At 73.9% G+C, this 26544-nt stretch carries 21 protein-coding genes and 1 pseudogene; 15 read left to right on the top strand and 7 right to left on the bottom strand.

All coding sequences use genetic code 11. From position 1 onward, the window contains the following. The first annotated feature begins 1 nt into the window (after position 1). Complete coding sequence (locus ACIQR3_RS24465) at positions 2–736, top strand: cobalt-precorrin-6A reductase (RefSeq protein WP_403542386.1); 735 nt, start codon at positions 2–4, stop codon at positions 734–736. A 3-nt stretch (positions 737–739) separates the two neighbouring features. Here ACIQR3_RS24465 and ACIQR3_RS24470 read toward each other — a convergent pair whose 3' ends face one another. From ACIQR3_RS24470 to ACIQR3_RS24485, 4 genes are read right to left on the bottom strand one after another with little or no spacing between them, the layout of a single operon-like run. Then, positions 740–1372, bottom strand: coding sequence for a precorrin-8X methylmutase (locus tag ACIQR3_RS24470; RefSeq protein WP_403542388.1), 633 nt, complete (start codon positions 1370–1372; stop codon positions 740–742). 19 nt (positions 1373–1391) lie between these two features. Next, positions 1392–2372, bottom strand: coding sequence for a methylmalonyl Co-A mutase-associated GTPase MeaB (gene meaB, locus ACIQR3_RS24475; protein ID WP_403542391.1), 981 nt, complete (start codon positions 2370–2372; stop codon positions 1392–1394). Then, entirely contained in the window at positions 2372–4552 is a 2181-nt protein-coding gene (gene scpA / locus ACIQR3_RS24480) for a methylmalonyl-CoA mutase (RefSeq protein WP_403542393.1), read from the bottom strand. The genes meaB and scpA overlap by 1 nt, the downstream gene beginning before the upstream one ends. Next, on the bottom strand, positions 4549–6357 hold the full coding sequence (locus ACIQR3_RS24485) for a methylmalonyl-CoA mutase family protein (protein WP_403542396.1): 1809 nt from the start codon (positions 6355–6357) through the stop codon (positions 4549–4551). The genes scpA and ACIQR3_RS24485 overlap by 4 nt, the downstream gene beginning before the upstream one ends. A 204-nt stretch (positions 6358–6561) precedes the next feature. On the opposite strand from ACIQR3_RS24485, the gene ACIQR3_RS24490 reads away from it, so the two are divergent. The 9 genes and pseudogenes from ACIQR3_RS24490 to ACIQR3_RS24530 all read left to right on the top strand — a co-directional run bounded on the left by ACIQR3_RS24490 (position 6562) and on the right by ACIQR3_RS24530 (position 16084). Next, positions 6562–7242: a hypothetical protein gene (locus ACIQR3_RS24490; protein ID WP_403542397.1), complete on the top strand. Its 681-nt coding sequence runs from the start codon at positions 6562–6564 to the stop codon at positions 7240–7242. A 182-nt stretch (positions 7243–7424) separates the two neighbouring features. Then, entirely contained in the window at positions 7425–8084 is a 660-nt protein-coding gene (locus ACIQR3_RS24495; protein WP_403542400.1) for a sigma-70 family RNA polymerase sigma factor, read from the top strand. Positions 8085–8261: 177 nt separating this feature from the next. Continuing rightward, on the top strand, positions 8262–8651 hold the full coding sequence (locus ACIQR3_RS24500; RefSeq protein ID WP_215174469.1) for a cell division protein SepF: 390 nt from the start codon (positions 8262–8264) through the stop codon (positions 8649–8651). Positions 8652–8792: 141 nt separating this feature from the next. After that, positions 8793–9966: pseudogene (locus ACIQR3_RS24505) on the top strand (AAA family ATPase). Further along, positions 9963–10325 (top strand): nucleotide pyrophosphohydrolase, encoded by a 363-nt coding sequence (locus tag ACIQR3_RS24510; RefSeq protein ID WP_403542403.1) that lies wholly within the window; start codon positions 9963–9965, stop codon positions 10323–10325. Before ACIQR3_RS24505 ends, ACIQR3_RS24510 begins: the two are co-directional and overlap by 4 nt. A 158-nt stretch (positions 10326–10483) precedes the next feature. Continuing rightward, positions 10484–10951 carry a DUF6099 family protein gene (locus ACIQR3_RS24515; protein WP_403542406.1) on the top strand — a complete coding sequence of 156 codons (468 nt, stop codon included), beginning with the start codon at positions 10484–10486 and terminating at the stop codon, positions 10949–10951. A gap of 97 nt (positions 10952–11048) precedes the next feature. Continuing rightward, positions 11049–11972 carry an LLM class F420-dependent oxidoreductase gene (locus ACIQR3_RS24520; protein ID WP_403542408.1) on the top strand — a complete coding sequence of 308 codons (924 nt, stop codon included), beginning with the start codon at positions 11049–11051 and terminating at the stop codon, positions 11970–11972. A gap of 93 nt (positions 11973–12065) precedes the next feature. Next, positions 12066–13544: a 3' terminal RNA ribose 2'-O-methyltransferase Hen1 gene (locus ACIQR3_RS24525; RefSeq protein ID WP_403542410.1), complete on the top strand. Its 1479-nt coding sequence runs from the start codon at positions 12066–12068 to the stop codon at positions 13542–13544. Further along, positions 13541–16084: a polynucleotide kinase-phosphatase gene (locus tag ACIQR3_RS24530; protein WP_403542412.1), complete on the top strand. Its 2544-nt coding sequence runs from the start codon at positions 13541–13543 to the stop codon at positions 16082–16084. The genes ACIQR3_RS24525 and ACIQR3_RS24530 overlap by 4 nt, the downstream gene beginning before the upstream one ends. Positions 16085–16105: 21 nt before the next feature. Here ACIQR3_RS24530 and ACIQR3_RS24535 read toward each other — a convergent pair whose 3' ends face one another. Further along, complete coding sequence (locus ACIQR3_RS24535; protein ID WP_403542414.1) at positions 16106–17416, bottom strand: cation:proton antiporter; 1311 nt, start codon at positions 17414–17416, stop codon at positions 16106–16108. Between the two features lie 246 nt (positions 17417–17662). On the opposite strand from ACIQR3_RS24535, the gene ACIQR3_RS24540 reads away from it, so the two are divergent. From ACIQR3_RS24540 to ACIQR3_RS24550, 3 genes are all read left to right on the top strand, one after another. Then, entirely contained in the window at positions 17663–18886 is a 1224-nt protein-coding gene (locus ACIQR3_RS24540) for an arginine deiminase (protein WP_215166550.1), read from the top strand. Between the two features lie 81 nt (positions 18887–18967). Beyond that, positions 18968–19975, top strand: a complete 1008-nt coding sequence (argF, locus tag ACIQR3_RS24545; protein WP_403542418.1) for an ornithine carbamoyltransferase — start codon at positions 18968–18970, stop codon at positions 19973–19975. A gap of 111 nt (positions 19976–20086) precedes the next feature. Continuing rightward, entirely contained in the window at positions 20087–21526 is a 1440-nt protein-coding gene (locus tag ACIQR3_RS24550) for an amino acid permease (protein ID WP_403542421.1), read from the top strand. On the opposite strand, the gene ACIQR3_RS24555 is transcribed toward ACIQR3_RS24550, so the two are convergent. Then, positions 21486–21923, bottom strand: a complete 438-nt coding sequence (locus ACIQR3_RS24555) for an ATP-binding protein (RefSeq protein WP_403542423.1) — start codon at positions 21921–21923, stop codon at positions 21486–21488. The genes ACIQR3_RS24550 and ACIQR3_RS24555 overlap by 41 nt on opposite strands. Positions 21924–22144: 221 nt before the next feature. On the opposite strand from ACIQR3_RS24555, the gene ACIQR3_RS24560 reads away from it, so the two are divergent. Both ACIQR3_RS24560 and ACIQR3_RS24565 read left to right on the top strand, forming a co-directional pair. Beyond that, positions 22145–22972 (top strand): enoyl-CoA hydratase family protein, encoded by an 828-nt coding sequence (locus tag ACIQR3_RS24560; protein ID WP_403542426.1) that lies wholly within the window; start codon positions 22145–22147, stop codon positions 22970–22972. Continuing rightward, a complete protein-coding gene (locus tag ACIQR3_RS24565) occupies positions 22957–25269 on the top strand; it encodes a bifunctional salicylyl-CoA 5-hydroxylase/oxidoreductase (protein WP_403542429.1) in 2313 nt (770 codons plus the stop codon). Before ACIQR3_RS24560 ends, ACIQR3_RS24565 begins: the two co-directional genes overlap by 16 nt. Here ACIQR3_RS24565 and ACIQR3_RS24570 read toward each other — a convergent pair. Then, positions 25253–26458, bottom strand: a complete 1206-nt coding sequence (locus ACIQR3_RS24570) for a sulfate adenylyltransferase subunit 1 (protein ID WP_403542432.1) — start codon at positions 26456–26458, stop codon at positions 25253–25255. The two genes, ACIQR3_RS24565 and ACIQR3_RS24570, sit on opposite strands and share 17 nt — an antisense overlap. Positions 26459–26544 lie beyond the last annotated feature (86 nt).

The following is a 26544-nucleotide window of genomic DNA, read 5'->3' on the forward strand; positions in this document are numbered from 1 at the left end:
CGTGCACGTCCTCGTCCTCGGCGGCACCGCCGAAGCCCGGAGCCTCGCCGAGTCGCTCACGGCCCGGCCGCACACGCGCGTGACCACCTCCCTCGCCGGTCGGGTCGCAGCGCCCCGCACACCCCCTGGTGAGCTGCGCGTCGGGGGGTTCGGCGGGGCCGAGGGGCTGGCCGGCTGGCTGCGCGCGCACGCCGTGGACGCGGTCGTCGACGCCACCCATCCCTTCGCCGACACCATCAGCCGCAACGCGGAACAGGCCGCCGCCGCCACCGGCGTACCGCTGCTCGTCCTGCGCAGGCCCGGCTGGCAACCGGTCGCGGGGGACGACTGGCACGAGGCCGGGTCCTTGCCGGAGGCCGCCGCGCTGCTGCCCTCCCTCGGGCGCCGGGTCTTCCTCACCACCGGACGGATGGGGCTCGCCGCGTTCGCGGGCGGCCCGGACGACCTGTGGTTCCTCGTACGGTCCGTCGAACCTCCCGAGCCCCCGTACCCGCCGCGCATGGACGTGCTGCTCGACCGGGGGCCGTTCACCCTCGACGGGGAGCGGCACATCCTGGCCCGGCACCGGATCGACGTGCTCGTCACCAAGGACAGCGGGGGAGCGGCCACCGCGCCGAAGCTGACGGCCGCCCGGGAGGCGGGCGTACCGGTGGTGGTCGTGCGGAGGCCGCCGGTGGCGCAGGGGGTGCCCGTGGTCGCCGATCCGGAGGCCGCCCTCCGGTGGGTCACCGGATAGGGCTCACTCCGCCTCGCTCGCCAGCGCGTTGACCGCCGCCGCCGCCATCGCGCTGCCCCCGCGCCGGCCGCGCACCACCAGATACTCCAGGCCGTACGGATTCGAGGCCAGCGCCTCCTTGGACTCCGCCGCCCCGACGAAGCCGACCGGTACGCCGATGACGGCGGCGGGGCGCGGGGCGCCGTCCCGGATCATCTCCAGGAGCCGGAACAGCGCGGTCGGCGCGTTGCCCACCGCCACCACCGCGCCGTCCAGCCGCTCCCGCCACAGCTCCAGCGCGGCGGCGCTGCGGGTCGTGCCGAGCCGGGCGGCCAGGTCGGGGACGCTGGGGTCGGAGAGGGTGCAGAGCACCTCGTTGCCGGCGGGCAGCCGGGAGCGCGTGATGCCGCTCGCGACCATCCGCACGTCGCAGAGGACCGGCGCCCCGGCGCGCAGTGCCGCGCGGGCGCTCTGCGCGACACCGGACGAGTACGCGAGGTCCTCGACGAGGTCGACCATGCCGCAGGCGTGGATCATCCGGACCGCCACCCGGCTCACCTCGGCCGGCAGCCTCCCGAGGTCGGCCTCCGCGCGGATGGTGGCGAAGGACTGCCGGTAGATCTCGGCGCCGTCCCGCTCATAGTCGTACGTCGTCACTCCGGGAGCATATCCACCGTCATGCGCGCTCCCCGAAGGCGTCCAGGATCTCCTCCGCCGCCCGCGTCGCCGTCAGCTCGCCCTCCCGGACCCGCCGCTCCAGCTCGGGCGCGAGACGGCGCACCGCCGGGTCGGCGTGCAGGCGGCCCAGGAGTTCGTCGCGGACCATCGTCCACGTCCAGTCGACCTGCTGCTCGCGGCGCCGGGCGGCGAGGCGGCCGGTGGAGTCCAGGAGCGTACGGTGCTGCTCCAGGCGGTCCCAGACGGTGTCCAGGCCGGTCGACTCCCGGGCGCTGCAGTGCAGGACCGGCGGGGTCCAGAAGGCGTCCTTGCCGTGCATCAGGCGCAGGGCGCCCGCCAGTTCGCGGGCGGCGGCCCGCGCGTCGCGTTCGTGCGGGCCGTCCGCCTTGTTGACGGCGATCACGTCGGCCAGCTCCAGGACGCCCTTCTTGATGCCCTGCAACTGGTCGCCGGTGCGGGCCAGGGTCAGCAGCAAGAACGTGTCGACCATGTTGGCGACCGCCGTCTCCGACTGGCCCACGCCCACCGTCTCCACCAGCACCACGTCGTACCCCGCCGCCTCCATCACCACGATCGACTCGCGGGTCGCCTTCGCCACCCCGCCGAGCGTGCCCGCCGTGGGGGAGGGGCGGACGAACGCGGCCGGGTCGACGGCGAGGCGCTCCATCCGCGTCTTGTCGCCGAGGATGGAGCCGCCGGTCCGGGTGGAGGAGGGGTCGACGGCGAGGACGGCCACCCGGTGGCCGAGCCCGGTCAGCATCGTGCCGAAGGCGTCGATGAACGTCGACTTGCCGACCCCCGGCACCCCGCTGACCCCGATCCGCCGGGCCCGGCCGCTGTGCGGGAGCAGCTCGGTCAGCACCTCCTGGGCCAGCGCGCGGTGCTGCGGGCGCGTCGACTCCACGAGGGTGATCGCGCGGGCGATCACCGCACGCTTGCCGTCCAGGACGCCCTTGACGTAACCGTCGACATCCAGCATCACAGCTCGCCGTGACCGAGGTCGGCGGCCAGCCGGGCCACCAGGTCGTACGCGGCGTCGGGAATGACCGTGCCCGGCGGGAAGACCGCCGCCGCGCCCATCTCCTTCAGCGTGGGCACGTCCTGCGGCGGGATCACCCCGCCCACCACGATCATGATGTCCTCCCGGCCCTCCTCGACGAGCCGCTCGCGCAGCGCCGGGACGAGCGTGAGGTGTCCGGCGGCCAGCGACGACACCCCGACGATGTGCACGTCCGCCTCGACGGCCTGCCGGGCCACCTCGGCCGGGGTCTGGAACAGCGGGCCGACGTCCACGTCGAAGCCGAGGTCGGCGAAGGCGGTGGCGATGACCTTCTGGCCCCGGTCGTGGCCGTCCTGGCCCATCTTGGCGACCAGTATGCGCGGCCGGCGGCCCTCGGCCTCGGCGAAGGCGTCCACCAGGGCCCGGGTGCGGTCCACGTTCGGCGCCTCTCCTGCCTCGTTGCGGTACACCCCCGAGATCGTACGGATCTGGCCCGCGTGCCGCCCGTACACCTTCTCCAGGGCGTCCGAGATCTCACCCACCGTGGCCTTGGCCCGGGCCGCGTCCACCGCCAGCTCCAGCAGGTTGCCGTCGCCCCCGGCGGCCCGGGTCAGCGCGTCCAGCGCGGCCCGGCAGGCGCCCTCGTCCCGCTCCTCGCGCAGCCGCCGCAGCTTGGCCAGCTGCCGTTCCCGCACCGAGGAGTTGTCGACCTTGAGGACCTCGATCTTCTCGTCGGTCTCCACCCGGTACTTGTTGACGCCGATCACCGGCTGCCGCCCCGAGTCGATCCGGGCCTGCGTCCGCGCCGCCGCCTCCTCGATGCGCAGCTTGGGGATGCCCGCGTCGATGGCCCGCGCCATGCCGCCCGCCGCCTCGACCTCCTCGATGTGCTGCCAGGCGCGGCGCGCGAGGTCGTACGTCAGCCGCTCCACGTACGCGCTGCCGCCCCAGGGGTCGATCACCCGCGTCGTGCCCGACTCCTGCTGGATGAGCAGCTGGGTGTTGCGGGCGATGCGGGCGGAGAAGTCGGTGGGCAGCGCCAGCGCCTCGTCCAGGGCGTTGGTGTGCAGCGACTGGGTGTGGCCCTGGGTGGCGGCCATCGCCTCCACGCAGGTACGCGTGACGTTGTTGAACACGTCCTGGGCGGTGAGGGACCAGCCGGAGGTCTGGGAGTGGGTGCGCAGGGAGAGCGATTTGGCGTTCTGCGGGTCGAATCGCTTCACCAGCTTCGCCCACAGCAGGCGGGCCGCGCGCAGCTTGGCGATCTCCATGAAGAAGTTCATGCCGATCGCCCAGAAGAAGGAGAGGCGGGGCGCGAAGGCGTCCACGTCCAGCCCGGCCTCCCGTCCGGCCCGGATGTACTCCACGCCGTCCGCGAGGGTGTACGCCAGCTCCAGGTCGGCCGTCGCGCCCGCCTCCTGGATGTGGTAGCCGGAGATGGAGATCGAGTTGTAGCGGGGCATCCGCCGCGAGGTGTAGGCGAAGATGTCGGAGATGATCCGCATCGACGGTTTCGGCGGATAGATGTAGGTGTTGCGGACCATGAACTCCTTGAGGATGTCGTTCTGGATGGTCCCGGCGAGCTTCTCGGGCGGCACGCCCTGCTCCTCCGCCGCCACGATGTACAGCGCCAGTACGGGGAGCACCGCGCCGTTCATCGTCATCGACACCGTCATCCGGTCCAGCGGGATGCCGTCGAAGAGCTGCCGCATGTCGAGGATCGAGTCGATCGCCACGCCCGCCATGCCGACGTCGCCGGTCACCCGCGGGTGGTCGCTGTCGTAGCCCCGGTGGGTCGGCAGGTCGAAGGCGACCGACAGGCCCTTCTGGCCGGCGGCGAGGTTGCGGCGGTAGAAGGCGTTGGACTCCTCGGCCGTGGAGAAACCGGCGTACTGGCGGATCGTCCACGGCTGGTTCACGTACATCGTCGGGTACGGGCCGCGCAGGTACGGGGCGATGCCCGGGTAGGTGTCCAGGAAGTCCAGGCCCTCCAGGTCCTGCCCGGTGTACAGCGGCTTGACCGCGATGCCCTCGGGGGTCTCCCAGCGCAGGTCGTCACCGCCGGCGGCGTTCTTCACCGCCGTGCGCCACTCGTCGAGTCCGGCGTCGGCGGACGGGGCGTCGCCCAGCTCGATCCCGGAGAAGTCGGGGACGGTCATCGGGACACTCCCATGCGGTCGAGCATGCGGTCGAGCGTGGCGGTCAGCACGGCCACGGCGTCACAGCCGGCGAAGACGTACGTGTCGATACCGTCGTACGGCCCCGGGCGGCCCGCGAGGAACAGGTGCCCGGCACCCGCCGCCCGCAACCGCTCGGCGGCACCGTCGGCCTGCTCCGCGTACACCGCGTCACTGGAGCACAGGCACGCCTCCCGCGCCCCGCTCTCCTCGAAGGTGCCCTCGGTGACGGTCTCGATGCCGCCCGCCTGGAACAGGTTGGCGGCGAAGGAGAGGCGGGCGGTGTGCGCGGCGGCCGGGCCCAGCGCGGCGAGGTAGATCCGGGGCCGGACGCCGGTCGCGGCGAGGTGGGCGTCACAGCGGGCCCGCAGCGCCTCGAACGCCTCGTCCCGCCGCACCCGGGGCAGCCCCCCGGACGGCGGCTCGGGCGCGGGGTCGCGGACCACCGGCTGCTCGGCGAGGTGCGGGAACTCGCTCACCCCCGTGACCGGCTCCCGCCGCGTGGCGAGCCGCGCGCTCCGCGCCGCCCAGGTCGCGGCCAGCCGGTCCCCGACCAGGCCCGAGCGCAGGGCCGCCGCCTGACCGCCGGCGCGCTCGATCTCCTGGAAGAACTCCCAGGCCGCGTGGGCCAGTTCGTCCGTCAGCCGCTCCACGTACCAGGAGCCGCCCGCCGGGTCGGTCACCTGGGACAGGTGGGACTCCTCGATGAGGATGGTGGAGGTGTTGCGGGCGATACGGCGGGCGAACGCGTCCGGCAGCCCCAGCGCGTCGTCGAACGGCAGCACGGTCACGGCGTCGGCGCCGCCCACCCCGGCGGCCAGCGCGGCCACGGTGGTGCGCAGTATGTTCACCCACGGGTCGCGGCGGGTCATCATCACCGGCGACGTCACCGCGTGCTGGCGCTGCCCGCCCGCCCGGGGCGCCCCGCAGACCTCGGCCACCCGCGCCCACAGCCGCCGCGCGGCCCGCAGCTTGGCGATGGTCAGGAACTGGTCGGCGGTCGCCGCGTACCGGAACTCCAGTTGCCTCAGGGCCTGTTCGGCGTCCAGCCCGGCCGCGTCCGTCAGCTCGCGCAGATACGCCACCCCGGTCGCCAGCGCGCACCCCAGCTCCTGCGCCGCCGACCCGCCGGCCTCGTGGTACGGCAGCGCGTCCACGGTCAGCGCCCGCAGCCCCGGGTACCGCTCGGCGTACCCGGGCACGTCCGGGAAGGCGAAGTCGTACGGCTGTCCCGTGCGGGCCTCGTGGCCCAGCGGGTCGGCGCCGAGGCTGCCGCGCACCGCCTCCGGGGCGGTGCCCCGCTCCTCGTACAGCGCGAGCAGTCGCCGTACGGCCTCCCCGGTCCCGGCGCCGGCGTCCAGGACGACCGGAGCCAGGTCCAGGTGGACGCCGTCGAGGGCGGTGGCGAGGTCCCCTGCCGGGAGGCCGGCCAGCCACAGGGAGGTGACGCCGTTCTCCAGGTCGGCCAGGACCGCGGCCCGGTCGGCGACCGTGTGCCGCTGGCGCACGTCCCAGCCGCCCGCCGTGTGTCCCTCCGCGCGGCCACCGCGCACGAAGGGCGCGAAGCCGGGCAGCCCGGGATCGGGCGCGGCGTCCCGGGCGGTGTACAGGGGCCGGACCCGGAGTCCGTCTTCCAGCTCGGTGGACAGTTTCCGCTCCGCCTCGGTGCCCGAGACCTCCTTGCCGGACTTGCGCAGGACACCCGCCACGAGGTGCTGCCACTGCTCATGTGTCGCGTCAGGGAACTCGGTCGCCAGCGGGAGCCTGTCGTCAGGCAGGACCGTCATGGTCGGGATGCTAGGGCAGAAGGGTGCGGGGGCAGCAGAGGGCACGTGGTGACCTTGTTCTCTTCGGTCGTGTGACGTGGACCGCTCGCCCGTTCGACGCAGCGGGTGTGACGCGCGTCACGCGGTGCCGTTTGAGTGGGGGACCGGGACAATGTCCGTACGCTCCCGTGAGGCGTGGGACACGGACGTGGGGATGAGGGCGCCATGACGGCTGGGGGGTGCTCGCGGGCGGGGCGTGCCGCGGTCTTCGCGGCCGTCTGCGTCGTGCTGGCCGCGCTCGGGCACGTCCTGATGTCCGGTGCGGCGGTGCCCTGGTGGGCGATGGCCGGCGGCGCGGTGGGCACCGGCGGCGCGGCGTGGCGGCTCGCGGGCCGGGAACGCGGGCCCGTGGCGGTCGTCGCCTTCACGGCCGCCGCCCAGGCGGCGCTGCACGGCTGCTTCACACTCACCCAGGGTGCGGCGGTGCCGGGCATGCCCGCGACGCATGCGATGTCCTCCATGGGCTCCATGTCCTCGATGGGCTCCATGTCCTCCATGTCCTCGATGGGCTCGATGGGCTCGATGGGCGCCGGTCACGCGCACGTCATGGAGCACGGCGGCACGGCGGCCGGGACGTCCTCGGCCGGCATGCTCGCCGCCCACCTGTTGGCCGCCCTGCTCAGCGGGGTCTGGCTCGCGCGCGGGGAACGCGCCGTCTTCCGGGTCCTGCGCGCCGTGGCGGGCTGGCTCCGCGCGCCGCTGCACCCGCTGCTGCGGGCTCCCGCGCCGCCGCAGCGTCCGCGGGTCCGCGCGCGCCGGGGCGGTTCCGGGCGGGCGCCGCGCCGGCTCCCGCTCACGTACGCGATCACGTCCCGGGGTCCGCCCGCAGGGGTCGCTGTCGTCTGACGACAGCCGGCTTCCCGAGGCCGCCGCGGACCGGCACGACCGACCGCCGTCCGCCGCCTCGGGCACCGGCCGCGCACCGCCGTGCCCGGCCGCCCCCTTTCACCCATGCACCGGCACGGGCCGCCGTGCCCGTCGCACGCGCTGCTGCCCGACGCCGGTCGCGGACCCCGAAGGACACACAGGTGACCACTGCCGCCCTGCCGTACCCACCGTCGGAAACGCCGGGAGAACCCGAAACTCCGGGAGAACCCGAAACTCCGGGAGAGGAGTCGATAACCGCCTGGGCGCTGGCCGCCCGCACCGGGGACGCCGACGCGGTCGAGCGCCTCGTCCGTGCCCTGCACCGCGACGTCCGCCGTTACGTGACGTTCCTCGGCGCCGATCCGCAGAGCGCCGACGACCTGGCCCAGGACACGTTCCTGCGGGCCCTCGGCAGCCTGCACCGGTTCGAGGGCCGTTGCTCGGCCCGCACCTGGCTGCTGTCGATCGCGCGCCGCGCGGTGGCCGACAGCATCCGCCGTACGTCCAGCAGGCCCCGGCTGTCGGACACCGAGGACTGGGAGGCGGCCGTCGAACGCGCCCAGTCGCGGGACCTGCCCGGCTTCGACGAGGGGGTCGCCCTCGCCGCACTGCTGGACGCGCTCCCCGCCGACCGCCGGGAGGCGTTCGTCCTGACCCAGCTCCTGGGACTGCCCTACGCGCAGGCCGCCGCCGTCAGCGACTGCCCGGTCGGCACGGTCCGTTCCCGCGTCGCCCGCGCCCGCACCGCGCTGCTCCGGTCCCTGACAGAGGCCGAGGACGAGGGCCAGGGATCGCTGCCGGCCGTCATGACCGCGGCCTGAGCCCCCGGGGGTAAGGCACCCTCGCGTACAGCGGGTTCGGAGGGTCCGGCATGCTCATAGGGCCCTCCGGTTCGGTCGCGGATCGTGTCGCTGTTGGGCCGAACGGGTGACTTGGCGTAAGAATTGGCTGGTGCAGGCATTGAAGGCGAGTCGGAGCGGTCGGATCGGGGGGAGCCGGTGAACAGTCACGACGTCACCGATGAACAGTGGGAGGGGCTCGCCCAGGTCGTTCCGTTGCGCGGACGCGACGCGTGGCCGTCCTCGGTGGGGCACCGCGCGCTGCCCGAGGCGGAGACGGAGGCCCGGCGCCGATTCGTGGTGATGCGGGTCAATGTGTTCGCGGACGCCCGCGAGGTCGCCGAGACGCTGATGTCGGGCATCCCGGTGCTGCTCGACCTCACCGGCGCGGAGACGGACGTCGCCAAGCGCGTCCTGGACTTCAGCACGGGTGTCGTCTTCGGCCTGGCGAGCGGGATGCACCGCGTCGACCGCAATGTGTTTCTGCTCACACCGGCGGGCACGGAGGTCACGGGGCTGATGCAGGGGGCCGGGATTCCCGGGATGTGACGGGCGAGGGCGAGGGCGAGGGTACGGCGGCCGGCCCGCGAGGGTGACAGCGGCCCGTGCCGTGACGGTGGCGTCCTCCGATCGCGGGACCGCCCCGGGGGCGGAACGGTTCGCCGGAGGACCGGGTCCTACGGTCCGGGCATGACCGCGCCCCCGTCCTCGGCCGTCCCCGCTCCGCGGTCCCGGCACTCGCCGGTGAGCCGCGCCCCCACGTCACCGAACTGCGGCTGTCCGCGTTCGCCGGCGCCGGCACCGGCGCCGGACGGTCCGGTTCGGGCCGCTCACCCTCCTCGCCGGCCCCAGCGGCAGCGGCAAGACCGGTGCGCTGCGCGCCTGCGAGGCACTGGCCCGGCTCGGCGGCGGCGCCGAGGCCGGCGCGGTCCTCCCCGACCCGGCCGGGTGCGTGCCCGACGAGGCCCGCCCCGACGCCCAGCGCCGCCGGGGCTTCCGCATCGGCTGCACCGCAGACGGCCCCGCCGGTCCGGTCCGGCTGGACATCGCCGTACAGGCCGAGCCCGAACTGCGCGTCGTCGGCGAACGGCTGACGGCCGACGGCCTCGTACTCCTCCGGACGGCCCTGCGCGATCCGGGGCGCCGTACCGTGCAGGCGGCCTGGCACACGGGCGGGGGCGAGCCGGTGACCCGCGCCCCGCTGCCGGACGACCGGCTCGGCACCGCGCTGCTGCCGTTGCGGGTGGCCGGCCGGACCGACGGGCAGCGCCGGGTGCTCGCCGCCGCCGAGCAGATGGTGGTCGCCCTGCGCTCCGTCTTCGCCTGCGACCCCCGGCCCGCCCGGATGCGGGCCCCGGCTCCGGCCGGCGCCGGCCGGCTGCTCGGCGGCTGCGACGACCTCGCCGACGTGCTGTGGCGCACCCGCGACGAGTGCGGGCGACGGCACGCGCGGTGGGTCGCGGCGGTGCGGGCGGGCTGCGCCGGGCCGGTCGCGGACGTCCTGGCCGAGCCCGGCCGCGACGGCACGGTCCGCGCGGTGCTCGACCGGGGCGACGGGCGCCGCACCGGTCTCGCCCGGCTCGGCTACGGCGAACTGCGCTACCTCGCCCTCGCCCTGGTCCTGCTCACCGGCCCCGGGGTCCTGGCGGTCGACCCGGCCGGCGAGGTGCCGTCCGCCCTCCAGACGCTCACCGTGCCGGCCGACGGGTTCGACCGGGGCCTGGATCCGCGCCAGCGCCGCGAACGGCTGAAACTGGCCGCCGCCATGTGCGCGCGGGGGCACATCCGGCTGGTGGGCGCGGTCTCCGACGCCTCCTGGGCGGCCGGGACGGTGGGCGTCACGGTGGTACACCTGGAGCCGTGACCGATGAAGATCCCCTGGACGTGCCGGCACTCCAGCACCGGCTGGCCGAGTTCGCCGCCGCGCGGAACTGGCAGCCGTACCACACCCCGAAGAACCTCGTCGCCGCGCTGAGCGTGGAGGCGTCCGAACTCGTCGAGATCTTCCAGTGGCTGACGCCCGAGCAGTCGGCCCGGGTGATGGACGACCCCGGCACCGCGCACCGGGTGCGGGACGAGATCGCCGACGTACTGGCCTATCTGCTCCAGCTCTGCGAGGTGCTCGGCGTCGACCCGCTGGCCGCCCTCGCGGCGAAGATCGACCGCAACGAAGCGCGCTTCCCGGTGCCCGGCCCCGACCTGGCGGAACCGCCAACTCCGTAATTACGCACAGTAGTTGTTTCTCTGCCCGAAACCGAATTGTTGTCCAGAGATTTCCGTCTTCCTCTGGCTTTTCGGCCCCCTTGCCCTCACTCTGGGTAGTGGACAGCGGAGTTCGGGCGGACGCGCCGCGAGCGCGTCGGGACAGACGGGGACGGCCCATGGACGCGGTGCGGCTCATCGTGACGAGCAGACGTGCCCTGACCGCCGGCGGCGACGTGCCGCACATGCTGGCGGAGGTGTGGCAGGCGCAGGCCCTGGCCCAGGCCATCGGCAGCCGGCTGGCGGTCGTCGGACCGCCGGCCCTGCGCGGTGCGGCCCGGGGCCTCACCGAGCTGGCCGGACGCGGCTGCGGCGTCCTCGGCGATCCCGACCTGCCCCCGGGTGAGCTGCGCGCCGCCCAGCTCACCGAACTGGGCGACGCCCGCCAGACCCTGATGCGCCTGGGCACCCTGCTCGCGGAGACCGGCATCGCCCTCGTCGCCCTGGCCTGCGCGGCGGACGACGAGGGCATGTACTGGCAGTGCGTGGAGGCCATCGACGCGGCCGACGAGTCCCGCGACCGGGTCCTGCAGATGCTGGGCAGGCTCGCGGAGGAGGACGGGATGCCGGAGCGCGAGGCGGGGTAGCGGTCACGGGCACCCGGCCCGACGGCCCCCTCAGGGGCCCCGGCACGCAGGGCGGGGGTGGGGACCCGGAGGCGGCCGAGCGTGCAGGATGGGACGCATGGATCTCCGCATCTTCACCGAGCCCCAGCAGGGGGCCACCTATGACACCTTGCTCACCGTCGCCAAGGCCACCGAGGACCTCGGCTTCGACGCCTTCTTCCGCAGCGACCACTACCTGAAGATGGGCTCCGTGGACGGCCTCCCCGGCCCCACCGACGCCTGGATCACCCTGGCCGGCCTCGCCCGCGAGACCAAGCGCATCCGCCTCGGCACGCTGATGACCGCGGGCACCTTCCGGCTGCCCGGCGTGCTCGCCATCCAGGTCGCGCAGGTCGACCAGATGTCCGGCGGACGCGTCGAACTCGGCCTGGGAGCCGGCTGGTTCGAGGAGGAGCACAAGGCGTACGGCATCCCCTTCCCGAAGGAGAAGTTCGGCCGCCTGGAGGAGCAGCTCGCCATCGTCACCGGCCTGTGGGCCACCGAGGCCGGCAAGACCTTCGACTTCCACGGGAAGTTCTACGACCTCACCGACTCGCCCGCGCTGCCCAAGCCCGCGCAGTCCAAGGTCCCCGTCCTCATCGGCGGCCACGGCGCCACCCGCACCCCGCGGCTGGCCGCCCAGTACGCCGACGAGTTCAACATCCCGTTCGCCTCGGTCGAGGACACCGAGCGGCAGTTCGCGCGGGTCCGGGCCGCCGCCGAGGAGGCCGGCCGCGGCGCCGACGCGCTGACCTACTCCAACGCCCTCGTCGTCTGCGTCGGCAAGGACGACGCCGAGGTCGCCCGCCGGGCCGCCGCCATCGGCCGCGAGGTGGACGACCTCAAGGCCAACGGTCTGGCCGGCTCCCCGGCCGAGGTCGTCGACAAGATCGGCCGCTACGCCGAGGCCGGCGCCCAGCGCGTCTACCTCCAGCTCCTCGACCTGCACGACCTGGACCACCTGGAGCTGATCTCCGCCCAGGTCCAGTCCCAGCTGGCGTAGCCGTCCGACGCCGCTGCCCGCCCGCCCTCCGAGCGGGCACCGGCGTCGGAAAACCGGTGGTCACGCGCATCGCCGCCCGGAAGACTCGGACGCATGTTCCTGACCATCACCACCACCGGCACGTCCGCGCGCCCCGCCACCGACCTCGGCTTCCTGCTGCACAAGCACCCCGAGAAGGCGCAGGCGTTCGCCACCTCCTTCGGCACGGCCCACGTGCTGTACCCCGAGGCGGACGAACAGCGCTGCACGGCGGCGCTGCTGCTGGAGGTGGACGCGGTGGCGATGGTCCGGCGCGGCAAGGGCAAGGGCCGGGGCGGCGCCCCCGACGCGGCCCTCGCGCAGTACGTCAACGACCGCCCGTACGCGGCCTCCTCGCTCCTCGCCGTCGCCCTGAGCAACGTCTTCTCCAGCGCCCTGCGCGGCGTCTGCAGGACCCGCCCCGAGCGTGCGGCCGAGCCGCTGCCGCTGCGGGTGGAGATACCGGCGCTGCCCGCCCGCGGCGGCCCCGGCCTGGTAAGGCGCCTGTTCGAGCCGCTGGGCTGGACGGTGACCGTCGAGGCGGTGCCGCTGGACACCGCGTTCCCGGAGTGGGGCGACTCGCGGTACGTACGGCTGACGCTGGCCGCGGACTCGCTCACCCTCTCCGCGGCCCTGCGCCACCTCTACGTCCTGCTGCCGGTGCTCGACGACGCCAAGCACTACTGGGTCGCCCCGGACGAGGTGGACAAGCTGCTGCGGGCCGGCGAGGGCTGGCTGTCCGGCCACCCGGAGCAGAAGCTGATCGTCGGCCGCTACCTGTCCCGCCGCTGGTCCCTGACCCGGGAGGCGATGGACCGGCTGGAGCTGATCCGGCTGGCCGAGACCGACGACAGCGCGGTCGAGGAGATCGACAACGCGGTCGCGGCGGAGGCCGAGCAGGAGGAGCGGCCGGCCCCGCTCGCCGTCCGGCGCCGCGAGGCGATCCTCACCGCCCTGCGCGAGCACGCCGCCGCCCGCGTCCTCGACCTCGGCTGCGGGGAGGGCCACCTGGTGCGCGAGCTGCTCAAGGAGGCGCGGTTCACCGAGATCGTCGGCATGGACGTGTCCGTGCGGGCCCTGAACATCGCCGCCCGGCGGCTGAAGCTGGACCGCATGGGCGAGCGCCAGGCCGCCCGCGTCACCCTCTTCCAGGGCTCCCTCGCCTACACCGACAAGCGCCTCAAGGGCTACGACGCGGCCGTCCTCAGCGAGGTGATCGAGCACGTCGACCCGGACCGGCTGTCCGCCCTGGAGTACGCCGTGTTCGGCGCCGCCCGCCCCCGCACGGTCGTCGTCACCACACCGAACGCCGAGTACAACGTGCGCTGGGAGACCCTCCCGGCCGGCCACGTCCGCCACCGCGACCACCGCTTCGAGTGGACCCGCGCCGAGTTCCGCGCCTGGGCGCGGAGAGTCGCCGAACGGCACGGCTACGGCGTTGAGTTCCGCCCCGTAGGACCCGACGACCCCGAGGTGGGCCCGCCCACCCAGCTGGCCGTGTTCACCACCACCACCGAGACCCCGAGCGCAGCCGAGGAGGCGAAGGCCGCATGACCACCACCGGCACCCGCGCCCGCGCCCTGCCCGTCACCGACCTCTCCCTCGTCGTGCTGATCGGCGCCTCCGGCTCGGGCAAGTCCACCTTCGCCCGCCGCCACTTCAAGCCCACCGAGGTCATCTCCTCCGACTTCTGCCGCGGCCTGGTCTCCGACGACGAGAACGACCAGGGCGCCACGAAGGACGCCTTCGACGTCCTGCACTACATCGCCGGCAAGCGCCTCGCGGCCGGCCGGCGCACGGTGGTGGACGCCACCAGCGTGCAGTCCGACGCCCGCAAGCAGCTCGTCGACCTGGCCAAGCGGCACGACGTCCTGCCCATCGCCATCGTCCTCGACGTCCCCGAGGAGGTGTGCGCCGAGCGCAACGCGGCCCGCACCGACCGCGCCGACATGCCCCGCCGGGTCATCAAGCGGCACATCCGCGAACTCCGCCGCTCCCTGCGCGGCCTGGAGCGCGAGGGCTTCCGCAAGGTGCACGTCCTGCGCGGCGCGGAAGAGGCCGAGCACGCCACCGTCGTCACCGAGAAGCGTTTCAACGACCTCACCCACCTCACCGGCCCCTTCGACATCATCGGCGACATCCACGGCTGCGCCTCCGAGCTGGAGACCCTGCTCGGCAAGCTCGGCTACACCGACGGCGTCCACCCCGAGGGCCGCACCGCCGTCTTCGTCGGCGACCTCGTCGACCGGGGCCCGGACAGCCCCGGCGTCCTGCGCCGCGTGATGGCGATGGTCAAGTCCGGCAACGCCCTGTGCGTCCCCGGCAACCACGAGAACAAGTACGGCCGCCACCTGCACGGCCGCCGCGTCCAGCACACCCACGGACTCGCCGAGACCATCGCGCAGATGGCAGGGGAGAGCGAGGAGTTCCACGCCGAGGTACGGGAGTTCATCGACGGGCTGGTCAGCCACTACGTCCTGGACGGCGGCCGGCTGGTGGTCTGCCACGCCGGGCTGCCGGAGAAGTACCACGGCCGCACCTCGGGGCGGGTGCGCAGTCACGCCCTGTACGGCGAGACCACCGGGGAGACCGACGAGTTCGGGCTGCCGGTGCGCTACCCGTGGGCCGAGGACTACCGGGGCCGGGCCGCCGTGGTCTACGGCCATACCCCGGTCCCGCAGGCCACCTGGCTCAACAACACCATCTGCCTCGACACCGGAGCCGTCTTCGGCGGCAGGCTGACCGCGCTGCGCTGGCCGGAGCGGGAACTGGTCGACGTACCCGCCGAGCGGGTCTGGTACGAGCCGGTCAAGCCGCTCGCCACCGAGGCGCCCGGCGGGCACGACGGGCGGCCGCTGGACCTGGCCGACGTGCACGGCCGGCGCGCGGTGGAGACCCGGTACGCGGGGCGGGTCGCCGTCCGCGAGGACAACGCGGCGGCGGCACTGGAGGTGATGAGCCGCTTCGCGACCGACCCCAGGCTGCTGCCGTACCTCCCGCCGACCATGGCCCCGACCGCGACCTCGCGGGAGGAGGGGTACCTGGAGCACCCGAACGAGGCGTTCGCCGGGTACGCGGCGGACGGGGTGGCGCGGGTCGTGTGCGAGGAGAAGCACATGGGCTCGCGGGCGGTGGCGCTGGTCTGCCGCGACGCGGCGGCGGCTCGCGCCCGCTTCGGGACCGAGGGCCCGACCGGCTCCCTCTGCACCCGTACCGGCCGCCCCTTCTTCGACGACGCGGCCGTCACCGAGGAGATCCTCGGCCGGCTGCGGGCGGCGATCGGCGCGGCCGGACTGTGGGACGAGCTGTCCACCGACTGGATGCTGCTGGACGCGGAGCTGATGCCGTGGTCGCTGAAGGCGTCCGGGCTGCTGCGCACGCAGTACGCCGCGGTGGGCGCCGCCTCCGGCGCCGTCTTCCCCGGCGCGCTGGCCGCGCTGGAGGGCGCGGCGGCCCGGGGTGTCGACGTCACCGGCCTGCTGTCCCGGCAGCGGGAGCGGGCCGCCGACGCCGCGGCCTTCACCGAGGCGTACCGGCGGTACTGCTGGCCCACCGAGGGCCTGGACGGCGTACGGCTCGCCCCGTTCCAGATCCTCGCCGTCCAGGGCCGCAGCCTGGCCCCGCTGCCGCACGACGAGCAGCTCGCGCTCCTCGACCGGATCGTCGAGCACGACGGCAGCGGTCTCCTCGCCACCACCCGCCGCCTCTACGTCGACACCGGCGACCCCGAGTCGGTGCGGGCCGGCGTCGACTGGTGGCTGGAGATGACCGGCCGGGGCGGCGAGGGCATGGTCGTCAAGCCGGTCGGCGCGCTGGTCCGGGACGAGCAGGGGCGGCTGGTGCAGCCGGGCGTCAAGTGCCGGGGCCGCGAGTACCTGCGGATCATCTACGGTCCCGAGTACACGCGCCCCGACAACCTCGCCCGGCTCCGGCAGCGGTTCCTCCAGCACAAGCGGTCGCTGGCGATCCGCGAGTACGCCCTCGGCCTGGAGGCCCTGGCCCGCCTCGCGGACGGGGAGCCGCTGTGGCGGGTGCACGAGGCGGTCTTCGGCGTCCTCGCCCTGGAGTCCGAGCCGGTGGACCCCCGGCTGTGACCCGCCCGGACGGCGGCCCGGTCAGCCCTTGTCGGCGCCCCGGGCCGCCGGCGTCCCGTCCGCCTGCCGGCGGGGCGCCGGAAGCGTGGCGGCGCGGTCCCGGGCCGCCAGCCGGTCGGTCAGCCGCAGCAGCGGCTGGGTCAGCAGCGTGGTCGTCAGCGCCATGAAGACCAGGACCGTGTAGAGGGGGCCGCTCAGCAGGCCCGCCTGGCGGCCCGCGTCCAGGGCGATCAGCTCGGTCAGGCCGCGGGCGCTGAGCAGCACGCCGACGGTCCGCGCGTCGTGCCGGCCGAGGCCGCCCAGCCGGGCGGCGACGGTCCCGGCGCCGACCTTCGTGGTCACCGCCAGCACCGTCACCACCCCCAGCGCGACCCAGCCGGTGGTGCCCAGGCCGGCCAGCGTCACCGACTGCCCCGAGATCACGAAGAAGAACGGCAGCAGCAGCGAGCCGACCTCGTGCAGCGGACGCACCAGGTCCGGATCGAGCGTGCCGCCCTCCTCGCGCGGCGCCACCACCCCGGCGAGCAGCGCCCCGAAGATCACGTGCAGCCCGAGGGAGTGCGTCACCCACGCCGAGGCCAGGGCGAAGCCGAGCAGCAGCGCCAGCCGCAGCGAGGGCTCCAGCCGTGTCCGCCACAGCAGCCGCCGCAGCACCGGCCGGGCCGCGACCCCCATCACGGCCACGAACCCGACGGCGAGCGCCGCCCGCCACGGCCAGCCCAGCCCCTCAGCCCCGCCGCCGCGGTCGATCATCGCCCCGGCCAGCACCGTCCACCCGATCACGTCGAGCACCCCGGCCGCCGAGACCGCCACCACGCCCGGCACCGACCGCGCCAGGCCGTTCTCCCGCACGATCGCGGTCAGCACCGGCACCGCCGTGATCGACAGGGCCACCCCGGCGAAGACCACGGCGGCGGGCGGCAGGTCCCGGTCCATGCCCAGGTCGTGGAGCTGCTCCCGGAACAGCAGGGCGCAGCCGCTGCCCACCGCCATCGGTACCGCGAACGACGCCAGCGCGACCGTCACCGCCGTACGCGCCCGGTCGCCCAGCATCCGCAGGTCCAGTTCGTAGCCCACGCCGAACAGGAACACCACCAGGGCCAGCTGCGCCAGTCCGGTCAGCGCCGGTCCGAGGGCCGCCGGGAAGAGCGCCGCGTACGCGTCGGGGGCGACCCCGCCCAGCAGGGACGGGCCGAGGGCGATGCCCGCGGCGAGCTGGCCGATGATGGAGGGCTGCCGGAGCCGCCGGGCCAGCCATCCGGCGGCGTGCGCGGCCACCAGAATCAGCGCCGACGCACCCACGAAGTGAGTGATCAGGGCGTCTTGGTCCACTGGTGTCTCCCGTTTCTCCCGTACCGCTCGCTGACGACCGTCCCAGCCTGGGGGGCACCGGGCGTCGCACCGCAGGGGGTACGCGCACCGCGCGCCCGAGCGGCGGGAGCACGGCCCGGCGGCCGACGGCGTCCGGCGCACGGGGGAGCGGCGTGCCGGGCCCCGCTGCGCCCGAGGGGCGCCCCCCGGCCGGAAAATGCGCCCGTCGGCCGGGTGAAGACCCGCCCGACTGGTCAGGATGGAGACATGGGATTCCACGTCGACTCCGAGGCCGGGCGGCTCGGCCGCGTCATCCTGCACCGGCCCGATCTGGAGCTGAAACGGCTCACGCCGAGCAACAAGGACGCGCTCCTCTTCGACGACGTGCTCTGGGTGCGCCGGGCGCGCGCGGAGCACGACGGTTTCGCCGACGTCCTGCGCGACCGCGGAGTCGCCGTCCACCTCTTCGGCGACCTGCTCACCGAGACCCTCGACGTCCCGGCCGCCCGGGAACTGGTCCTGGACCGGGTCTTCGACGAGAAGGAGTACGGCGTCCTGGCCACCGACCACCTGCGGGCCGCCGTCGCGTCGCTGCCCGCCCGTGACCTGGCCGAACTGCTGGTCGGCGGCATGACCAAGCGGGAGTTCCTGGAGGCGCACCCCGAGCCGGTCTCCGTGCGCTTCCACGTCATGGAGCTGGACGACTTCCTGCTGGACCCGCTGCCCAACCACCTGTTCACCCGGGACACCTCCGCCTGGATCTACGACGGCGTCTCCATCAACGCGATGCGCTGGCCCGCCCGGCAGCGCGAGACGGTCCACTTCGAGGCGATCTACCGGCACCACCCGCTCTTCCGGGCGGAGCGCTTCCCCCTCTGGTCCGAGGGACAGGCCGACTACCCCTCCACCATCGAGGGCGGTGACGTCCTGGTCATCGGCAACGGCGCGGTCCTCATCGGTATGAGCGAGCGCACCACCCCGCAGGCCGTGGAGATGCTCGCCCACAAGCTGTTCGCGGCCGGCTCGGCCCGCACCATCGTCGCCCTCGACCTGCCGAAGTCCCGCGCGTTCATGCACCTCGACACCGTGATGACCATGCTCGACGGCGACACCTTCACCCAGTACGCCGGGCTCGGCATGCTGCGCTCCTACACCATCGAGCCCGGCACCGGGGACAAGGAGCTGAAGGTCACCGACCATCCGCCGGAGCACATGCACCGCGCGATCGCCGCCGCGCTGGGCCTGAGCGAGATCCGGGTGCTGACCGCGACCCAGGACGTCCACGCCGCCGAGCGGGAGCAGTGGGACGACGGCTGCAATGTGCTCGCCGTCGAACCGGGCGTCGTCGTCGCCTACGAACGCAATGTCACGACCAACACCCACCTGCGGAAGCAAGGCATCGAGGTGATAGAGATCCCCGGCAGCGAACTGGGCCGGGGCAGGGGCGGACCGCGCTGCATGAGCTGCCCGGTGGAGAGAGATCCCGTATAAGAATTCAGTGCGTCGTATAGTATTCCGTTAGTATGTGTCGGTAACCCGTACTTCGCTGTTCTCGTACCTCTGGAGCGCCCCATGGCGACTGTCCCGACCGCCCTCGCCGGCCGGCCCTTCCTCAAGGAGCTGGACTTCACCGCCGAGGAGTTCCGCGGCCTGGTCGAGCTGGCCGCCGAGCTGAAGGCCGCCAAGAAGGCCGGGACCGAGACCCGGTACCTGCGCGGCAAGAACATCGCGCTGATCTTCGAGAAGACCTCCACGCGCACCCGCTGCGCCTTCGAGGTCGCCGCCGCCGACCAGGGCGCCGCCACCACCTACCTGGACCCGTCCGGCTCGCAGATCGGCCACAAGGAGTCCGTGAAGGACACCGCGCGGGTACTGGGCCGGATGTACGACGGGATCGAGTACCGCGGCGACAGCCAGGCCAAGGTCGAGGAACTGGCCGCCTTCGCCGGCGTCCCCGTCTTCAACGGCCTCACCGACGACTGGCACCCCACCCAGATGCTGGCCGACGTGCTCACCATGACCGAGCACAGCGACAAGCCCCTGGCCGAGATCGCCTTCGCCTACCTCGGCGACGCCCGCTTCAACATGGGCAACTCCTACCTGATCACCGGTGCCCTGCTCGGCATGGACGTCCGGATCGTCGCCCCCAAGAGCTACTGGCCCGCCCAGGAGATCGTCGACCGGGCCCGTGAGCTGGCCGTCACCAGCGGCGCGCGGATCACGCTGACCGAGACCCTGGCCGAGGGCGTGCGCGGCGCCGACTTCGTCGCCACCGACGTGTGGGTCTCCATGGGCGAGCCCAAGGAGGTCTGGGCCGAGCGGATCGCCGCGCTGGCCCCGTACGCGGTGACCATGGACGTGCTGCGCGCCACCGGCAACCCGGACGTGAAGTTCCTGCACTGCCTGCCCGCCTTCCACGACCTGGGCACCAAGGTCGGCCAGGACATCTTCGACGCCCACGGCCTGGACTCCCTGGAGGTCACGGACGAGGTCTTCGAGTCGCCGTACTCGGTCGTCTTCGACGAGGCCGAGAACCGGCTGCACACCATCAAGGCCGTCCTGGTCGCCACCCTGGCCTGATCGCTCAGTACTCCGTCCGGCGGCACCGGAACCACCCCTCCCGGCGCCGCCGCGCGCGACCACCCTCGCGCCCCGCACCACCGCGCACCACCAGAAACGAGCACCACCCGCATGCCCCGCACCAAATCCCCCCACCTCCTCGTGGCCGAATCCGGCGCCGACCGGGCCGGCCACAGCCTGAAGCGCACGATGGGGCTGTTCCAGCTCGTCTGCTTCGGCGTCGGCGCGATCGTCGGCACCGGCATCTTCGTCGGCCTGTCCGACTCGGTCGGCGAGGCCGGCCCGGCCGTGGTCGTCTCCTTCGTCCTCGCCGCGATCACCTGCGTGCTCACCGCGTTCGCCTTCGCCGAACTGGGCGGCGCCATCCCGGTCTCCGGCTCCTCGTACTCCTTCGCCTACGCCGGCCTCGGCGAGACCACCGCCTTCCTGGTCGGCTGGTGCCTGCTCCTGGAGTACGGCGTCTCGGTCTCCGCGGTCGCGGTCGGCTGGAGCCAGTACGTCAACGAACTGCTGGACGGCGTCCTCGGCATCCAGCTCCCCGACGCGCTGTCCGCCGGACCCGGCGACGGCGGCGTGATCAACCTCCCCGCCGTGATCGTCATCGCCCTGGCCTGCGTCCTGTTGGTCCGGGGGGTGCGCGAGAGCGCCCGTGCCACCGCCGCGATGGCGGTGCTGAAGCTCGCCGTCCTGGTCGCCTTCTGCGCCATCGGCTACACCGCCTTCGAGGACGGCAACCTCACCCCGTTCTCCCCGGCCGGCCTCGGCGGCATCGGCGCCGGCACCACGGCCGCGTTCTTCTCCTACATCGGCTTCGACGCGATCACCACCGCCGGCGAGGAGGCGAAGAACCCGCGCCGGGACATCCCGGTCGCCATCCTGGTCTGCATCGGCCTGGTCACCCTGCTGTACTGCGCGGTCGCCCTCGCGGCCATCGGCGCCATCGGCGGCGACGCCGTCGGCGACCGCCCCGCCGCCCTCTCCTACGTCGTCGACCAGGTCACCGGCTCCGCCGTCGGCGGCACGATCGTCGCCTTCGGCGCGGTGGTCGCCATCGCCTCCGTCGTCCTCGCCGTGATGTACGGGCAGACCCGCATCCTGATGTCCATGTCCCGGGACGGCCTGATCCCGCGCGTCTTCGAGAAGGTCTCCCCGCGCACCGCCACTCCGGTCGCCGGCACCTGGATCGTGGGCCTGGTCTTCGCCCTCCCGGCGGCCTTCGCGTCGCTCGACTCGGTGGTCAACCTGTGCACCATCGGCACCCTCGCCACCATGGCCGTCGTCAACGTCGCGGTTCTTGCCCTGCGCCGCCGCGAACCGGGCCTCGCCCGCACCTTCCGGGTGCCGCTCTACCCGGTCACCCCCCTGCTGGGCATCGCCTTCTGCCTCTACCTGATGTACGAGACGGGCAGCTCGACCTGGATCCAGTTCGCCGTGTTCCTCGCGGCGGGCCTGCTGGTCTACGCCGGCTACGGGCGCCGCAACTCCCGGCTGGCCCGCGCCGGGGCCGACGTCACGCCGGACGCCGCTGAGCGGGGACCGCGGGGAGCCTGAACCAGACCGCCTTGCCGGAGCCGGTGGGGCGGTGCCCGCAGGAGGAGCTGAGGGCGCGGATCAGCAGCAGTCCGCGCCCGCCCTCCTGCAAGGGGTCGGGCTCGGGCGGACACGGGACGGTGAGGCCGCTGGGCGGCGCCGGGTCCGGGTCGTGCACCTCGACCCGGCAGCCGGTCGGCAGCAGCTCCACCACCAGCTCGATCGGCGTCTCGCCGGCGGTGTGCTCGACGGCGTTGGCGACCAGCTCGGCCGTCAGCAGCTCCGCCGTGTCGCAGTCGGCGGCGTGCCGCAGCTCGGCCAGCGCCGTACGCACCAGGGCACGGGCGACCGGCACGGCCGCGGCGGTGTGCGGCAGCGCTACGCGCCAGGAGGCGGAGGCGGGAGTGGAATCGTGCACGACGGTTTCCGTTCGTGGAACAGGCGGCCCTGTCCGGCTTTCAACTTCATGAATGGTACGGCGCCGCCCGGCAGAACCTCGACGGGCACCGGTCGGGACCCGGCCCCGGCTCCGCGCCGAACTGGCCGCCGAGGACCGCCCGGACCTGTATAGCGCACCCGTGACGACAGTCACGTACGAGTGATAACTTCGTCATGTCCCCGCATGAGGAGGCCGCCGTCATGAGTCCCTTCACCGGCTCCGCCGCCCGCACCCCCTCCTGGCGGCACCTGCGCGTCGGCCTCGCCGACGGCGTCGCCACCGTCACCCTGGCCCGCCCCGACCGGCTCAACGCCCTCACCTTCGGCGCCTACGCCGACCTGCGCGACCTGCTCGCCGAGCTGTCCCGGGAACGGAGGGTGCGGGCCCTGGTGCTGGCCGGCGAGGGCCGCGGCTTCTGCTCCGGCGGCGACGTCGACGAGATCATCGGCGCGACCCTGTCCATGGACACCGCCCGCCTCCTCGACTTCAACCGGATGACCGGCCAGGTCGTCCGTGCCGTCCGCGCGTGCCCGTTCCCGGTGATCGCCGCCGTCCACGGCGTCGCGGCGGGCGCCGGCGCCGTCCTCGCGCTGGCCGCCGACTTCCGGGTCGCCGACCCGGGCGCCCGCTTCGTCTTCCTCTTCACCCGCGTCGGCCTCTCCGGCGGCGACATGGGCGCCGCCTATCTGCTGCCCCGCGTCGTCGGCCTCGGCCACGCCACCCGCCTGCTGATGCTCGGCGAACCCGTCCGGGCCCGGGAGGCCGAGCGCATCGGCCTGATCAGCGAGCTGACGGACGAGGGCCGGGCCGACGAGGCCGCCCACGCCCTCGCCCGCCGCCTGGCCGACGGCCCCGCCCTGGCCCACGCCCAGACCAAGGCCCTGCTCACGGCGGAACTCGACATGCCCCTGTCGGCAGCGGTCGAACTGGACGCGACGACCCAGGCCCTGCTGATGACGGGGGAGGACTACAGGGAGTTCCATACCGCCCACCAGGAGAAACGCCCCCCGAAATGGAGCGGACGGTGACCGTGGCGCCCCCGAGGAGCAGCCACCCCCACCGCACGGCCGTCCTCGGCGGCGGCCCCGGCGGCCTCTGCACCGCCGCCCTCCTCAAACGCCTCGACCCCACCCGGGACATCACCGTCTGGGAACGCAACCCGGAGACGGAGACCTTCGGCTTCGGTGTCGTCCTCTCCGACGAAACCCTCGGCGGCATCGAACACGCCGACCCACAGGTCCACGAGGCCCTGGAACAGCACTTCGTCCGCTGGGACACCATCGACATCATCCACCGGGGCATCCACCAGACCTCCGAAGGACACCGCTTCGCCGCCCTGGCCAGAAGCCGTCTGCTCGCCGTCCTCCACGCCCGCTGCCGCGCCCTCGGCGTGGACCTCCGCTTCCGCACCGAGGCCCCGCCCGCCGCCGAACTGGCCCGGAGCCACGATCTGGTCGTCGCCGCCGACGGCGTACACAGCGCCACGCGCGCCACGTACGCCGCCGCCTTCCGTCCCCGGATCACCGAGCACCGCTGCCGCTACATCTGGCTGGCGACGGATTTCGCGTTCGACGCGTTCCGGTTCGAGTTCGCCGAGACCGAGCACGGCGTCATGCAGCTGCACGGCTACCCGTACGCGCCCGACGCCTCCACCGTGATCATCGAGATGCGCGACGAGGTGTGGCGCGCGGCCGGCTTCGACGGACTCGACGTCGCCGCATCCACCGCCCGCTGCGCGAAGATCTTCGCGAACGCCCTCCGGGGCCGCCCCCTGCGGTCGGGCAGCTCCGCCTGGACCACGTTCCGCACGGTCGTCAACGACCGCTGGTCGCACGGCAACACCGTCCTGCTCGGCGACGCCGCGCACACCGCCCACTTCTCCATCGGCTCCGGCACCAGACTCGCCGTCGAGGACGCCCTCGCCCTCGCCGCCTGTCTGTCGGAACAGCCCACCACCGAGCGGGCCCTGGCCGCCTACGAGGCCGAACGCCGCCCCGTCGTCGCCTCCGTCCAGCGCGCCGCCCGCGCCAGCCTGGAGTGGTTCGAGAGCCCGGCCCGGCATCTCGGGCGCCCGCCCCGCCAGTTCGCCTTCGACCTGCTCACCCGCAGCCGCCGCGTCACCCACGCCAACCTGCGGCTGCGCGACCCCCGCTGCACCGAGTCCGCCGAGCGCGAGTTCGGCTGCCCGCCCGGCACGCCCCCGATGTTCACCCCGCTGCGGCTGCGCGGCCTCACCCTGCGCAACCGGGTCGTCGTCTCCCCGATGGACATGTACTCCGCCGTCGACGGCGTCCCCGGCGACTTCCACCTCGTCCACCTCGGCGCCCGCGCGCTCGGCGGCGCCGCGCTGGTGATGACCGAGATGGTCTGCGTCAGCCCCGAGGGCCGCATCACCCCGGGCTGTACGGGCCTGTACACCGCCCGGCAGACGGAGGCGTGGCGGCGGATCACCGACTTCGCGCACGCCCACGCCCCCGGCACCGCGCTCGGTGTCCAGCTCGGCCACAGCGGACGCAAGGGCTCCACCCGCCTGATGTGGGAGGGCATGGACGAACCCCTGCCCGACGGCAACTGGCCGCTCGTCGCCGCCTCCGCGCTCCCGTACACGCCGCACAGCCAGATCCCGCGCGCCCTGTCCCGGGCGCAACTCACCGACATCCGCGAACAGTTCACCGCCGCCGCCTCCCGCGCCGCCCGGGCCGGCTTCGACCTGCTAGAACTGCACTGCGCGCACGGCTATCTGCTCTCCGGGTTCCTCTCCCCGCTCACCAACCACCGCACCGACGCCTACGGCGGCACCCTGGCCAAGCGGCTCCGGTTCCCGCTGGAGGTCTTCGACGCCGTACGCGGGGTGTGGCCCGAGGAGCGGCCGATGACCGTCCGCATCTCCGCCACCGACTGGGCCGAGGGCGGCACCAGCGCCGACGACGCCGTGGAGATCGCCCGCGCCTTCGCCGCGCACGGCGCCGACGCGATCGACGTGTCCACCGGGCAGGTCACGGCCGACGAACGCCCGGAGTTCGGGCGCTCGTACCAGACGCCGTACGCCGAGCGCGTCCGGCACGAGGCCCACGTCCCGGTGATCGCGGTCGGCGCCATCTCCTCCTGGGACGACGTCAACTCCCTGATCCTCGCCGGACGCGCCGACCTCTGCGCCCTCGGCCGCCCGCACCTGTACGACCCGCACTGGACGCTGCACGCGGCGGCCGAGCAGGGCTACGACGGTCCGGGCGCCGTCTGGCCCGCCCCGTACCGGGCGGGCAGCCGGCGCCCGCCGACCGGACGCACGGACGCCCCGCGTCCCCGGCTCACGCCGGGGCGCTGAGCGCCACCATCCCGGCGGTGAGCGTCGCCCCGTCGGCCGGGTCGATCAGCAGGAACGCGCCGGTGCGCCGGGAGACCGCGTAGTCGTCCAGCGGCAGCGGCTCGGCGGTGCGCAGCACGATCCGGCCGAGGTCGTTGGCGGCCAGGGAGTCCACCCCCGCCAGATCCTTGACGATCGCCTTCACCGTGCGGGTCGTGTGCCGCAGCAGCACCCGGTCCCCGACCCGCAGCTCACGGTCGGCGAGGTGGCAGACGGCGGCCCGCACGTCCTGGGTGAGCGTCGGCGCGTCCACCCCCGCGGTGATCATGTCCCCGCGGGAGACGTCCCGCTGGTCGGCGAGGCGCAGGCTGACCGACTGCGGGGCGTACGCCGCGTCGGCCGGGGTGCCGAGCACGTCGATGCCGGCGATCTGGGAGACCTCCCCGGACGGATGCACGGTCACCCGGTCGCCCACCCGCAGGGCGCCCGACACCAGCTGGCCCGCGTAGTGGCGGTCCTCGCCGTGCCGGATCACGTACTGCACGGGGAAGCGGGCCGGCGCGGCGACCGGTCCGACGGCGACCGGCACGGTCTCCAGGAACTCCAGCAGGGCCGGCCCCCGGTACCAGTCCATGTGCGCCGAGCGCTCCACCACGTTGTCCCCGGCGAGCGCGGACACCGGGATCGGCGTGAAGGACGGCAGCCCCAGCTCGGCCGCGAGCGCGGCGAACTCCTCGCCGATGTACTCGAAGACCTTCTCCTCGTACCCCACGAGGTCCATCTTGTTGACGGCGAGCACGACGTGCGGGACGCGCAGCAGGGCGGCGATGGCGGCGTGCCGGCGGGTCTGCTCGACGACGCCGTTGCGGGCGTCGACGAGGATGACCGTCAGCTCGGCGGTGGAGGCGCCGGTGACCATGTTGCGGGTGTACTGCACGTGCCCGGGGGTGTCGGCGAGGATGAACCGCCTGCGCGGGGTGGCGAAGTAGCGGTAGGCGACGTCGATGGTGATGCCCTGCTCCCGCTCGGCCCGCAGGCCGTCGGTCAGCAGCGCCAGATCGGGCGCGGCGCCCCGGGACGCGCGTTCCACGGCTTCCAACTGGTCGGCCAGGACCGACTTGGAGTCGTGCAGCAGCCGCCCCACCAGGGTGGACTTGCCGTCGTCGACCGACCCGGCGGTGGCGAGCCGCAAAGTGTCTACGGTGCTCATGTCTAGAAGTACCCCTCGCGCTTGCGGTCTTCCATCGCGGCCTCGGAGAGCTTGTCGTCGGCGCGGGTGGCGCCGCGTTCGGTGAG

The sequence above is a fragment of the Streptomyces sp. NPDC090994 genome (assembly GCF_044768905.1).
Classification (GTDB): domain Bacteria; phylum Actinomycetota; class Actinomycetes; order Streptomycetales; family Streptomycetaceae; genus Streptomyces.